Raw genomic sequence first — 12002 nt, 5'->3', positions numbered from 1 at the left:
CGATGGAAACCCGAGCACATCACGTCCTCATCGGCCTGGTCACCGTCCTGGTGGTGGCCGGTGCCATGCTGTTTGGCCTGTGGCTGACCAAGTCCAGTGTCGACGATGCCTTCAAGGATTACGAAGTGGTGTTCAACGAAGCCGTCTCGGGCCTGTCCCGCGGCAGCCCGGTGCAGTACAACGGCATCAAGGTGGGCGACGTGTCGACCCTGCGCCTGGACCCGAAGGACCCTCGCCGCGTGCTGGCCCGGGTACGGCTGAGCGGCGACACGCCGGTCAAGGAGGATACCCAGGCCAAGCTGACCCTGGCCGGGGTCACCGGCAACGCGTTCATCCAGCTCAGCGGCGGCACGCCGCATAGCCCCGAGCTCAAGGGCAAGGATGGCAAGCTGCCGGTGATCATCGCCTCGCCTTCGCCAATCTCGCGCCTGCTCAACGACAGCAGCGACTTGGTGACCAACATCAACCTGCTGCTGCACAACGCCAACCTGATGTTCTCGGAAGACAACATCGGCCACCTCAGCAGCACCCTGGCCAATCTCGACAAGACCACCGGTGCCTTCGCCGGCCAGCACGGCAGTATTGCCGAGGCCATCACGCAGCTGGTGCAGGTCGGCAAACAGGCCAGCGCCACCCTGGCCGAAACCCAGGCGCTGATGCGCAACGCCAACAGCCTGCTCGGCAGCGAGGGCAAACAGGCCATCGGCAGCGCCGAGCAGGCCATGCAGTCGCTGGCCGAAAGCACGGCGACCATCAATGCGCTGCTCAAGAACAACAGCGAGGCCATCGGTGACGGTGCCCAGGGCCTGAACCAGCTAACCCCCGCCATCCGCGAGCTGCGCGAAACCCTCAACGCACTCAAGGGCATTTCCCGGCAGCTGGAGGCCGACCCGAGCGGCTACCTGCTCGGACGCGACAACAACAAGGAGTTCCAGCCATGAAAGCATCGCTGCGCCTGTTGGCCCTGGCGGCCGCGGTGAGCCTGGCCAGTGCCTGCTCGATCCTGCCGCAAAGCGAACCCGTGGACCTGTATCGCCTGCCGGTGAACCAACCCAGCCGCGTTGCCGCGCCGCTGGACTGGTCGCTGCGGCTTAACAAACCGCTGGCCAGCGAAGTACTGGCCGGCCCACGGATCGCGGTGATCCCACAGGGAGACGTGGTCAGCAGCTACAAGGGCGCACGCTGGAGCGACGCCGCGCCAGTACTGCTACGCAACCGCCTGCTCGATGGCTTCCAGCGTGACGGCCAGGTTCAACGCCTTAGCGCCGATGACAGCAACCTGCAGGCCGACTACGAGCTGGCCGGCGAGCTGCAGGCGTTTCAGAGTGAGTACCGCCCGGACGGGGCAGTGGAGGTGGTGATTCGCTACGATGCGCGTCTGGTCCAAGGGCGCAGTCAGCGTATCCTCGCCAGCAAACGCTTCGAGATCCGCCAACCGCTGGCCGCCAAGGAGGTTTCGGCAGTGGTGGCAGGCTTCGGCGGCGCCAGCGACCAACTGGTCGGGCAGGTGGTCAGCTGGACCGTCGCCCAGGCCACGCAGGCCCAAGCTCAGGTCCAGGCTCAGCCGAAGAACCAGTAGCAGACCAAGATCGCCGCGACCACGCCGGAAAATTCGGCCAGCAGGGCGCAACCGACCGCGTGGCGTACCCGCTGGATGCCCACGGCACCGAAGTACACCGCCAGCACATAGAAGGTGGTCTCGGTACTGCCCTGAACGGTCGCCGCGACCAGTGCCGGGAAGCTGTCCACACCGTGGGTCTGCATGGTCTCGATCAACATGGCCCGCGCCGCACTGCCCGAGAATGGCTTGACCAGCGCGGTGGGCAGGCCTTCGACGAAGCGGGTATCCATGCCCATCCAGTTCACCGCATGGCGAATGCCGTCCAACGCCAGCTCCAGCGCGCCCGAAGCGCGCAGTACGCCGACTGCTACGAGCATGGCCACCAGGTAGGGAAGCAGGCTCTTGGCCACATCAAAGCCTTCCTTGGCGCCTTCGACAAAGGCTTCGTACACCTTGACCCGCTTCAGCGCACCAATCACCAGGAACAGGATGATCACACCGAACAGCGTGAGGTTGCCAAGGATAGACGACAGGCCCGCCAGCGCAGCGGCCGACAAGGTGCCGAGAAAGGCCATGAAGCAGCCCAACAGCAACGCACCGGGGATCAGGTAGGCCAGCACCACCGGATCCCACAGGCGCAGGCGCTGCATCACCGCCACCGACAGCAGGCCCACCAGGGTCGACACGCTGGTAGCCAGCAGGATCGGCAAAAATACCAGCGTCGGGTCGGTCGCGCCTTGCTGCGCGCGGTACATGAAGATGGTCACCGGCAACAGGGTCAGCGACGACGCATTGAGTACCAGGAACAGGATCTGTGCGTTGCTTGCGGTGCTGCTGCTGGGGTTCAGCTCCTGCAGCGCGCGCATGGCCTTAAGGCCAATCGGCGTGGCCGCGTTGTCCAGCCCCAGGCCGTTGGCCGCGAAGTTCATGGTGATCAGGCCCAGGGCCGGGTGCCCCGGCGGTACCTCAGGCATCAGCCTGGCAAACAGAGGGCCGAGGACCTTGGCCAGCCACTCGACGATACCGGCCTTCTCGGCGATTTTCAGAAAGCCCAGCCACAGGGTCAGGGTACCGAACAACAGGACCATCACCTCCACCGACAGCTTGGCCATGGCGAAGATGCTCTCGACCATGGCGGCGAAGATGCCGGCGTTGCCGCCGATCAGCCACTGGGCCAGGGCGGAGACGGCCGCCACCAGGAAAAAGCCGAGCCAAAGGCCGTTGAGCATCCGATTGTTCCCCCTGAAATGTGCCCGAATGATAACGGAGATTGCAGGCGCCCACACAAGACGCAGTCCCTAGAAAGGGGCGCAACGCGCCCCCCACAATCCCCCACACAACAAAAAGCCCCGACAAGTCGGGGCTTTTTGTTCAACGCATCAGCTTCAGCGCTTGGCGGCTTCGCCAACCACCACAGCTTCCTGCTTGTCGGCCATCAGCGAGGCATAGTACTGCTCGCCCTTGGCAGCGTCGTACATGCCTTCCCAGCGTGCGATGACCAGCGCGGCCAGGGCGTTGCCGACCACGTTCAGCGCGGTACGGGCCATGTCCATGATGCGGTCGACACCGGCGATGAAGGCCAGGCCTTCCAGCGGGATGCCCACGCTGCCCAGGGTCGCCAGCAACACCACGAACGATACGCCCGGTACGCCGGCAATACCCTTGGAGGTGACCATCAGGGTCAGCACCAGCAGCAGCTGCTGGCTCCACGACAGGTCGATGCCGTACAGCTGGGCGATGAAGATTGCCGCGATGCTCTGGTACAGGGTCGAACCGTCGAGGTTGAACGAATAGCCGGTCGGCACCACGAACGAGCAGATCGACTTCGGCGCGCCGTACTTCTCCATCTTCTCGATCACCCGCGGCAGCACGGTTTCGGAGCTGGAGGTGGAGTAGGCCAGGATCAGCTCATCTTTCATGATGCGCATGATCTTGATCACCGAGAAGCCAAACACGCGTGCCACCAGGCCCAGCACCATGAAGGCGAAGAAGGCGATGGCGAAGTACACCAGCAGCACCAGCTTGGCCAGCGGCAGCAGCGAGCTGAAGCCGAAGTTGGCGACGGTGACGGCGATCAGGGCGAACACGCCGATCGGGGCGTAGTTCATGATCATGTGGGTGACCTTGAACATGGTCTCCGACACGGCCTGGAAGGTACGCACCAGCGGGTCGCGCAGCTCTGCCTGAAGGCTCGATAGGCCCAGGCCGAACATCACCGAGAAGAAGATGATCGGCAGCATTTCGCCACGCATCAGCGCCGCGAAGATGTTCGACGGGATCAGGTTGAGCAGGGTTTCGATGAATGCATGCTCATGCTGCACTTCGGCCGCAGTGGCCTGGTACTTGGAGATGTCCACGGTACCCAGGGTGCTCATGTCGATGCCGGCGCCCGGGTGGAACAGGTTGGCCAACACCAGGCCGACGACGATGGCGATGGTGGTCACCACCTCGAAGTAGACGATGGTCTTGAGGCCGATGCTGCCCAGTTTCTTCGCGTCGCCAACTCCGGCGATGCCCACGATCAGCGACGAGATCACGATCGGGACGACGATCATCTTGATCAGGCGAATGAAGATGTCACCAGCGGGCTGGAGGACGTTGCTGATCCACCATGCCTTTTCCGCACTGAAATGATTCAGTAGCGCGCCGATTGCAACGCCCAGGACCAGACCGATCACGATCTGCCAGGCGAGGCTCAGTTTTGCCTTCTTCATGTCTTTACCCTTTGTTCTAGTGGTCATGGGCGCCGGACGAAAACGCGCGTAACAGAGCCGTTGGCAACGTCACGGTGAGCGAAAAGCTTCCGTCCGGTGGCCTCATGTAAGGACACCGCGAGCGAGCGACTGGGCGCTCGGGCCAGCGAAAAGGCGGCAACTATTGCGATGGGGAAGGGGGAAATCTAATGCCTGAAACGCATACCCCATGCCGATACTGCATAATGATTTACGCTAAAAATGGCATGTCGCAAGTGCTTGATTTATAACGTTCGGAATCCCGAACAAGACCAAAGCGCCATTTTTAGGCAGATTTGGCAGCGTGTTCGGAGAGGGGTAGATGGCTTGTTCGACAATCCGAATGGCCGAAATGCCACTTGCGAAGGGACCCTGGCGGGCGAAAAAAAGTTGATGTACGGTCGAGACAAAATGTGTCTTTGAGGGAAAAACACGCAAGAAGGGTAATTTGCCTGATTGCCTTGACGGTTCCTCGTTGGCTCCTCGGAAGTCAGGTCGGCACCTGGTATCCCTGATGACACCACCGACCTGAGGCTTCCGATTCCGCCTTTCCTGACCCGGCCCATTGCTGGAGGCACTCCCTGTACCCCTAGGCCACTCCGACCCTGCAACAGTCAGAACAGCCCGGCCCCTTGGTCATGTGCTGCCCCTCCTCGGGGCGGCGCATCATAGAAGGCTGAAATATAAAAAGGTTCAGCTTCTATTACGTGACAGTGCATAACCGTTGATCGGTAACGGCTTATAAAAGCTCAGTACCACTTCGGGTCACGCTTGAGTTGCTCGCGCAACATCGCCTGCATGCCATCATCCGGCTCGCCAATAAAGCGGTATTGCGCATGACGGGTAGGCGACTTGTCGCTCGGCAAGCCTTCGGGAACCTCTACGAGCATCCCGTAGGCTTGGTCCTTGTCCCAGCTAAACGCCACGATCAGACGCTTGTAGGTGCAGTTTTGCGCCGTTTCACACAAGGGCCCGACCAGATACTGGTCGCCGTCCTCGGTGACTGCCGACATCTGCTCCTGGGCACTGCCGGTGAGGTTGACTACCCAATCGGGCAAGCGCTCCTCGCCCTTGATCGTGTCCTGCCAGGTTTCCCGGTATTCAGGGTCCGAGCCGAGCAACTGATCGACCCGGACCTGGCCGTCATTGGCCGCCATCGCCGCTGCACTGCCGCCCAGCAAGCAGGCGGCAGCCAGGGCTGTGCAAAGCTTCCTGCGCATCTTCAACCTCGACCACGTCCAAAGAAGAAGGAGGCTACGAACAGGACCAGGAAGACGATGAACAGGATCTTCGCGATACCCGTGGCGGCGCCAGCGATACCACCGAAGCCCAGTACGGCGGCGACAATGGCGATGATGAGGAAAGTGATAGCCCAACTCAGCATGGTGGTTCTCCTTTCTTTTTTGAAATCAATCCGGCTTTGGGGTACAGCACAGGCTCAGAACACCCAGCGATCCTGTGGTACGACGTTTTCCAAGGTGGCCGGTGAAGCGGTGGCATTGCTCGATGGCAGCGGGTCGGCCGCCTTCACGAGGCTGGTGGCACGGGTTGCCTGAATCTGCGTCAGAAGCGCGGTCTGTGCCGCCACTTGCTCCGCCAGACGCGCGGTCTGCCAGCTGTAGTAGAAGAGGCCAGCGGCCAAGGTCAGCAGCAGCGCCGTCCCCAGTAACAGGAACTGGCGCAAAGGCAGTGCGACGTTCTGCGAGCGGTTGACGGATTGGCGGTTCATGCCGGCTCCTCCTGCTGTAATTGTTGTTCAAACCTGAACAGGTAATTGCAGCCTGCATGCCAGCCTTTGCATCAATAAAAAATCCTTTTAAATCAAACACTTAAAACAATCACACATTGCACCGAAGGACGTATCCTGCACGATGGCCCCTGGGGCGTCGTGCGAATTGCACGATCAGCCCTCGACCTTGGTCGCCACCTTGAGCAGATCGGCGTCCACACCGCGCACGCCAATGATCTGCCGGGCAATCTCGACAGCAATGGTCTTCTGCTCGCTGCTGACCACTTCGCCCGACAGCCGCACCAGGCCCTCCTCGCTGGCGACCTTGAGGTTCAGGCCATCGAGGTTGCGGCTGAAACGGAAGCTGTTCTGGATCTTGTCGACGATCCAGCTGTCGCTAGGCTGCGGCCCGGTCGGCGCGCCTACCGGGTTGTCGCGCGCCTTGGCCATGGCGGCGGTGTCCAGGCTGACCAGGTTGTTGACCAGGTGCACACCGTCGGTGGTGCGCGCCACTACGCCGGCCAACTCCTTGGCCTCTGTGCTGTCGACCCTGCCGCGCAGGGTCACTACGCCTTCGCTGCTTTGCACTTCTATAGGCGCCTTCTCGGTGGTGCGGCTCCACAGCAGCCGTGCACGTATCACCGCCGCCAACGTTGCGTCCTCCAGCCGCTGGGCATAGGCACGCAGCTCGAGCGGGCGTTCCACCAGTTGAGCATTGACCTGCAACTGGTTGTCGACCTGTTCGATGCCGCGGGTGGCCAAGGCGACATGCTCGGCCAACTGGCGCTCGACAGTGTTTTCGACCTCACCCGATAGCCGCGCCTGCTTGCCGTCTACCACCACATCGATACGAAAGGGGTTGAGCATGCGGTTGAGCGACAGGGCGGTTTGCAGTGAGCCCTCCAGGCGGGCGTCCTGCACAGGGTCAGCGAATGCCGGGTTCATAACCGGCAGCAAAGTGGCCGCCAACACGGCCAGTCGTGGGAAAAAGGGCATGGCTGTGCCTCCTTTGTTGGCAAAAACAGAAAATAGTCGCAACCAATGTGCCATCGCGCACCTCTAAGCAAATCATCGAGATATCGCGGCTCAAGGGCATTGTTTGGCCATTGGCTAGCATGCAAAGGACAGAATCCTTCAGAATTGACCATGCAACTTGCCCGATTTTTCCCACACTAATTGAAGATCTATCCTAAGGAGCGCAGGAAATGGAATCAGCCCAGGACAAGCAAGGCCGCATTCTGCTGGTGGATGACGAGTCCGCGATCCTGCGCACCTTCCGCTACTGCCTCGAAGACGAAGGCTATAGCGTGGCCACCGCCAACAGCGCCGCGCAGGCCGATACCCTGCTGCAACGCCAGGTGTTCGACCTGTGCTTCCTCGACCTGCGCCTGGGCGAGGACAATGGCCTCGACGTGCTGGCCCAGATGCGTATCCAAGCCCCGTGGATGCGGGTGGTGATCGTGACCGCGCATTCGGCGATCGACACGGCGGTGGATGCCATCCAGGCCGGTGCCGCCGACTATCTGGTCAAACCCTGCAGCCCCGATCAACTGCGCCTGGCGACTGCCAAGCAGCTGGAAGTGCGCCAACTGTCGGCGCGCCTCGAAGCCCTTGAAGGCGAGGTGCGCAAGCCCAAGGACGGCCTCGACTCGCACAGCCCGGCCATGATGGCGGTGCTGGAAACCGCGCGTCAGGTGGCCACCACCGACGCCAACATCCTCATCCTGGGCGAGTCCGGCACCGGCAAGGGTGAACTGGCCCGTGCCATTCATGGCTGGAGCAAGCGAGCGCGCAAAGCCTGCGTCACCATCAACTGCCCGTCGCTGAATGCCGAGCTCATGGAAAGCGAGCTGTTCGGCCATACCCGCGGCGCCTTCACCGGCGCCAGCGAGAGCACCCTTGGCCGCGTCAGCCAGGCCGACGGGGGCACGCTCTTCCTCGATGAAATCGGCGACTTCCCGCTGACCTTGCAGCCAAAGTTGCTGCGCTTCATCCAGGACAAGGAGTACGAGCGTGTCGGCGACCCGGTCACCCGCCGGGCCGATGTGCGCATTCTCGCCGCCACCAACCTCAACCTTGAAGAGATGGTGCGCGAAAGCCGCTTCCGCGAAGACCTGCTGTACCGCCTCAACGTCATCACCTTGCACCTGCCGCCCCTGCGCGAACGCAGCGAAGACATCCTGACCCTGGCCGATCGTTTCCTGGCCCGCTTCGTCAAGGAATACTCCAGGCCGGCCCGTGGTTTCAGCGATGAGGCCAGGGCTGCCCTGCTCAACTACCGCTGGCCCGGCAACATTCGTGAACTGCGCAACGTCGTGGAGCGCGCCAGCATCATCTGCCCGCAGGAACGCGTGGAGATCAGCCACCTGGGCATGGGCGAACAACCGACAGGCAACGCGCCCCGCGTGGGCGCGGCATTGAGCCTGGATGAGCTGGAGCGCGCGCACATCGGCGCCGTGCTGGCCGCCAGCGATACCCTCGACCAGGCCGCCAAGACCCTGGGCATCGATGCCTCGACCCTGTATCGCAAACGCAAGCAGTACAACCTATGAAGTGGCAGATGAAGCTGCGCACGCGGCTTTTCCTCAGCATTTCGGCGCTGGTCACAGTGGCCCTGCTGGGCCTGATGCTGGGGCTGGTCAGCGTGCTGCAGATGGCCACGGTGCAACAGCAGTTGGTACGGGACACCACCCACGCGCTGGAAGTGGGACTGAAACTGCGGCAAAACCTCGGCGAACAGCTGACCCTGATACTCGATGAGAACACCGCGCCGCAGAACCTGCGGCTGTTACAGGACAACTTCCAGGCGCTGCTCGACCAAGGGCTGGAACAAGGCGGTGAACGCACCGGTTTCAGTAAGGCCAGCAGCAATTACCAGACCTTCCTCCGGGCCTACCGCGACAGCCCAGCACCTGCGCGCAGCATGGGCAGCGACGAGCCACTGGGTGCAGCTTTCAACCAGCTACGCACCGACCTCATCGATTCGCACAAACAGGCGCTGGAACACATCACCCGCAGTGAAGAACGTACCCGTGATCGCGCCTTGCTGGTCAGCGGCGTGCTCGGCCTGATGGGCTTGGCGATACTGGTATTGGGCTTTGTCACCGCGCACAACATCGCGCGACGCTTCGGCCAACCGATCGAAGCCTTGGCCAAAGCGGCCGACCAACTCGGCAAGGGCAACTTCGACGTCACCCTGCCAGTCACCCAGGCCAGCGAGCTCAACCAGCTGACCCGTCGCTTCGGGCTGATGGCCGACGCCTTGCGCAAGCACCAGGCCACCAACGTCGATGAGCTGCTGGCCGGCCAGCAACGCCTGCAGGCCGTGCTCGACAGCATCGACGATGGCCTGCTGATCATTGACCGGCAGGGCCGCCTGGAACACCTCAACCCCGTGGCCCAACGCCAGCTGGGCTGGAACGACAGCCGCCTTGGCAGCACTCTGGCCGAAGCCTTGCAGCGCCCGGAGCTGGAGCAGCAATTGCGCCAAGTGCTGCGCGGTGGCAGCCTCGATCGCCCGCCAGACGACCTGAACATCGACGTCGATGAAGAAACCCGCCTGCTGACCTATAGCCTGACACCGGTCAGCCACCCTCAGGGGCCGATTCTGGGCGCGGTGATGGTGCTGCATGATGTGACCGAGCAGCGGGCCTTCGAGCGCGTGCGCAGCGAGTTCGTTCTGCGTGCCTCGCACGAACTGCGCACGCCGGTCACAGGCATGCACATGGCGTTCGGTCTGCTGCGTGAGCGGGTGAAGTTTCCACCCGAGGCGCGCGAGTACGACCTGCTCGAAACCATCGGCGAAGAAATGCAGCGCCTGACCCAGCTGATCAACGACCTGCTGAACTTCTCTCGTTACCAGAGCGGCTTGCAGAAACTCGAACTCGCCCCTTGCGCCATCGATGAGCTGCTGGAGCGCGCGCAGCTGCGTTTTGCCGAACAGGCCGCACACAAGCAGATCGAGCTGATCAAGGAACTGGAGCTGCCGCTACCTCGCATCCAGGCCGATGTGGCCCAGCTCGACCGGGTACTGGACAACCTGCTGCACAACGCCGTGCGCCATACCCCCAGTGGTGGCCGCATACGCCTGCACGCAAGGCGCCATGCCGAGCGTGTGATCATCAGCGTCGAGGACAACGGCGAGGGCATCGCCTATGGGCAGCAGGGGCGTATCTTCGAGCCCTTTGTGCAGGTGGGGCGCAAGAAGGGCGGTGCAGGGCTGGGCCTGGCGTTGTGCAAGGAGATCGTGCAACTGCACGGCGGCCGAATGGGCGTGTTTTCCCGCCCGGGGCAGGGCACCCAGTTCTACATGGCATTGCCGATGTAGCCAGCGGGGCGGGCCTCAGGACTCATCGTTGGCCCGCCGCCCAGCCCCCTCGCGCCGGCCGCGGGTGACCAGTTCGGCAAACTGGCGGGCATTCAACGGGCGGGCGAACAACCAGCCCTGCCCATAGTTGACCCCTTCGCTGTAGAGCAGCACCGCCTGGTCTTCGCATTCGATGCCTTCGGCAATCACTCGCAGGTGCAGGTCATGCGCCATGCGGATGATGTGCGGGGCCACGCCACTGCTGGCGGCGTCATGCCCCAAGGCATCAATGAAGGCCTTGTCGATCTTCAGGCAGTCGACGGGCAAGGTCTGCAGATAGGCCAGGCTGCAATAACCCGTGCCGAAATCGTCGATCAACACCTGATGGCCCAACGCACGCAGGGCCTGCAGGTTGTCACGGGCTACCACCACGTCGATCAGGCCGCGCTCGGTGACCTCGAAAGCGATCTGGCTGGCCGAGACCCGGTGCTGGGCCAGCAACCGCGCCGCGACCCGGCCGATACGAGGGACCATCACGTCGCACGCTGCAAGGTTCACCGAGATGTACAGGTTGCGGTGCGAACGCAGCAACTGGCCAAGCTGTTCGAGCACACGTTGCAGGACAAAATCGGTGATCTGGCGGATTTGCCCGGTATTTTCGGCCAGGGGTATGAACAGGTCCGGGCTGGTCAGGGTGCCGTCAGGGCGGCGCCAGCGCACCAGGGCTTCGGCGCCGACACAGCGCCGGGTGTCGAGCTCGATGATCGGTTGGTACAGCACCTGCAACTCGCCTCGGCGCAGCGCGTTCTGCAACTCCGAGCTCATCGACCGGCGCTGCAGAATCAACTGCAGCACCAGCCAGCCGATGCAACAGGCGGCCAGCACGCTGCCGGGGAACAACAGCCAGAGCATGCCGTTCATGCGCAGGGGCAGGCTGGCACGCGGCGCGATCAGCACCAGTTGATAGTCCGGTGATTTGGTTGGCATGCGGTAGATGAGGCGGTCGCTCAGCTCCAGCAGCGACTTGTGGCTGGCCGTCCAGGCCGAGGGCGGGGGCCAGACCTGCGGTGGGCCCAGTACCGGGATTGCCCGGGTACCGTTGTCCAGCACAACCACCAGGCTGCCGCCGGGCGGCAGGTGGACCACATCGGTCAGGTGCCCGCGCGAGGTGGACACCACGAAATTGCCACGCCCTAGCATCAAGGCCGCCAGGTTTTCGTTGGGTTCGGTAGTGGTATTGAGCCAATAGCTGTAGGTCGGGCCCTTGATGTCGGGCGCCCGCAGGGGTTCGAACGCCCGCTCATCACCCCGGTTGGAGCAGGCGACATTGGCGTCCACGTAGGCCGCCTCATAAATGAAGCGCGAACTCAGGCCAACCTGCTGCAACGCCGCCAGCATCTGCGGGCTGCAACCTCGCAAGGGCTGCGCCTGCAAGATATCCACCCCTTCACGCAACTGGCCGAACACCTGTTCGAGGCGCTCGAGAAAGCGCTCTCCCCGGGCATTCATCTGTGCGCTCTCGCTTTGCTTCATCTGCTGCAGGGCAATGCCGATGCTGGCGGTTAGCAACAGCGCGGCGCTGGCCAGCGCCGCCAGTGAGGCCAGCATCCAGGGACGGTAGAAAATTTGGCGCAGCGTGGAGATGAGGGCTGACATCAAGGGCATCCAGTTGAT

At 62.7% G+C, this 12002-nt stretch carries 11 protein-coding genes; 4 read left to right on the top strand and 7 right to left on the bottom strand.

Going from position 1 to position 12002, the window contains the following annotated elements; genetic code table 11:
• Window positions 1–2: 2 nt before the first annotated feature.
• Window positions 3–941 carry an MlaD family protein gene (locus LJX93_RS00485; RefSeq protein WP_033702547.1) on the top strand — a complete coding sequence of 313 codons (939 nt, stop codon included), beginning with the start codon at window positions 3–5 and terminating at the stop codon, window positions 939–941.
• Entirely contained in the window at window positions 938–1579 is a 642-nt protein-coding gene (locus LJX93_RS00480; protein ID WP_033702546.1) for an ABC-type transport auxiliary lipoprotein family protein, read from the top strand. Before LJX93_RS00485 ends, LJX93_RS00480 begins: the two co-directional genes overlap by 4 nt.
• Here LJX93_RS00480 and LJX93_RS00475 read toward each other — a convergent pair.
• The 6 genes from LJX93_RS00475 to LJX93_RS00450 all read right to left on the bottom strand — a co-directional run bounded on the left by LJX93_RS00475 (window position 1561) and on the right by LJX93_RS00450 (window position 7018).
• Window positions 1561–2790: a nucleoside recognition domain-containing protein gene (locus LJX93_RS00475; protein WP_033702545.1), complete on the bottom strand. Its 1230-nt coding sequence runs from the start codon at window positions 2788–2790 to the stop codon at window positions 1561–1563. The two genes, LJX93_RS00480 and LJX93_RS00475, sit on opposite strands and share 19 nt — an antisense overlap.
• A 156-nt stretch (window positions 2791–2946) precedes the next feature.
• On the bottom strand, window positions 2947–4275 hold the full coding sequence (gltP, locus tag LJX93_RS00470) for a glutamate/aspartate:proton symporter GltP (RefSeq protein ID WP_033702544.1): 1329 nt from the start codon (window positions 4273–4275) through the stop codon (window positions 2947–2949).
• A 767-nt stretch (window positions 4276–5042) separates the two neighbouring features.
• Window positions 5043–5513 carry an inhibitor of vertebrate lysozyme family protein gene (locus tag LJX93_RS00465; RefSeq protein WP_033702543.1) on the bottom strand — a complete coding sequence of 157 codons (471 nt, stop codon included), beginning with the start codon at window positions 5511–5513 and terminating at the stop codon, window positions 5043–5045.
• 2 nt (window positions 5514–5515) lie between these two features.
• Window positions 5516–5677 (bottom strand): DUF1328 domain-containing protein, encoded by a 162-nt coding sequence (locus LJX93_RS00460; RefSeq protein ID WP_003252966.1) that lies wholly within the window; start codon window positions 5675–5677, stop codon window positions 5516–5518.
• A gap of 54 nt (window positions 5678–5731) precedes the next feature.
• A complete protein-coding gene (locus LJX93_RS00455) occupies window positions 5732–6022 on the bottom strand; it encodes a hypothetical protein (protein ID WP_227696638.1) in 291 nt (96 codons plus the stop codon).
• A gap of 174 nt (window positions 6023–6196) precedes the next feature.
• Complete coding sequence (locus tag LJX93_RS00450) at window positions 6197–7018, bottom strand: BON domain-containing protein (protein WP_033702540.1); 822 nt, start codon at window positions 7016–7018, stop codon at window positions 6197–6199.
• A gap of 209 nt (window positions 7019–7227) precedes the next feature.
• On the opposite strand from LJX93_RS00450, the gene algB reads away from it, so the two are divergent.
• Window positions 7228–8574 carry a sigma-54-dependent response regulator transcription factor AlgB gene (algB, locus tag LJX93_RS00445; RefSeq protein ID WP_033702539.1) on the top strand — a complete coding sequence of 449 codons (1347 nt, stop codon included), beginning with the start codon at window positions 7228–7230 and terminating at the stop codon, window positions 8572–8574.
• Window positions 8571–10349 carry a KinB sensor domain-containing domain gene (locus LJX93_RS00440; protein WP_047583843.1) on the top strand — a complete coding sequence of 593 codons (1779 nt, stop codon included), beginning with the start codon at window positions 8571–8573 and terminating at the stop codon, window positions 10347–10349. The genes algB and LJX93_RS00440 overlap by 4 nt, the downstream gene beginning before the upstream one ends.
• Window positions 10350–10364: 15 nt before the next feature.
• Here the strand turns inward: LJX93_RS00440 and LJX93_RS00435 are convergent, their stop codons facing one another.
• The gene (locus LJX93_RS00435) at window positions 10365–11984 is read right to left on the bottom strand and encodes an EAL domain-containing protein (protein WP_033702537.1); all 1620 of its coding nucleotides are present in this window, start codon (window positions 11982–11984) and stop codon (window positions 10365–10367) included.
• Window positions 11985–12002 lie beyond the last annotated feature (18 nt).

It is taken from the genome of Pseudomonas sp. HN2-3, assembly GCF_020691745.1.
GTDB lineage: Bacteria > Pseudomonadota > Gammaproteobacteria > Pseudomonadales > Pseudomonadaceae > Aquipseudomonas > Aquipseudomonas capeferrum.
The sequence above is the reverse complement of the archived record's forward strand: the minus strand, read 5'-3'. Positions and strand labels throughout refer to the sequence as shown.

Excerpts from the sequence above, each read along its gene's own strand:
- LJX93_RS00440 (WP_047583843.1), top strand. The coding sequence starts at position 8,571 with ATGAAGTGGCAGATGAAGCTGCGCACGCGGCTTTTCCTCAGCATTTCG.
- LJX93_RS00475 (WP_033702545.1), bottom strand. The coding sequence starts at position 2,790 with ATGCTCAACGGCCTTTGGCTCGGCTTTTTCCTGGTGGCGGCCGTCTCC.
- LJX93_RS00435 (WP_033702537.1), bottom strand. The coding sequence starts at position 11,984 with ATGTCAGCCCTCATCTCCACGCTGCGCCAAATTTTCTACCGTCCCTGG.
- LJX93_RS00465 (WP_033702543.1), bottom strand. The coding sequence starts at position 5,513 with ATGCGCAGGAAGCTTTGCACAGCCCTGGCTGCCGCCTGCTTGCTGGGC.
- LJX93_RS00450 (WP_033702540.1), bottom strand. The coding sequence starts at position 7,018 with ATGCCCTTTTTCCCACGACTGGCCGTGTTGGCGGCCACTTTGCTGCCG.
- LJX93_RS00460 (WP_003252966.1), bottom strand. The coding sequence starts at position 5,677 with ATGCTGAGTTGGGCTATCACTTTCCTCATCATCGCCATTGTCGCCGCC.
- algB (WP_033702539.1), top strand. The coding sequence starts at position 7,228 with ATGGAATCAGCCCAGGACAAGCAAGGCCGCATTCTGCTGGTGGATGAC.
- gltP (WP_033702544.1), bottom strand. The coding sequence starts at position 4,275 with ATGAAGAAGGCAAAACTGAGCCTCGCCTGGCAGATCGTGATCGGTCTG.
- LJX93_RS00485 (WP_033702547.1), top strand. The coding sequence starts at position 3 with ATGGAAACCCGAGCACATCACGTCCTCATCGGCCTGGTCACCGTCCTG.
- LJX93_RS00480 (WP_033702546.1), top strand. The coding sequence starts at position 938 with ATGAAAGCATCGCTGCGCCTGTTGGCCCTGGCGGCCGCGGTGAGCCTG.
- LJX93_RS00455 (WP_227696638.1), bottom strand. The coding sequence starts at position 6,022 with ATGAACCGCCAATCCGTCAACCGCTCGCAGAACGTCGCACTGCCTTTG.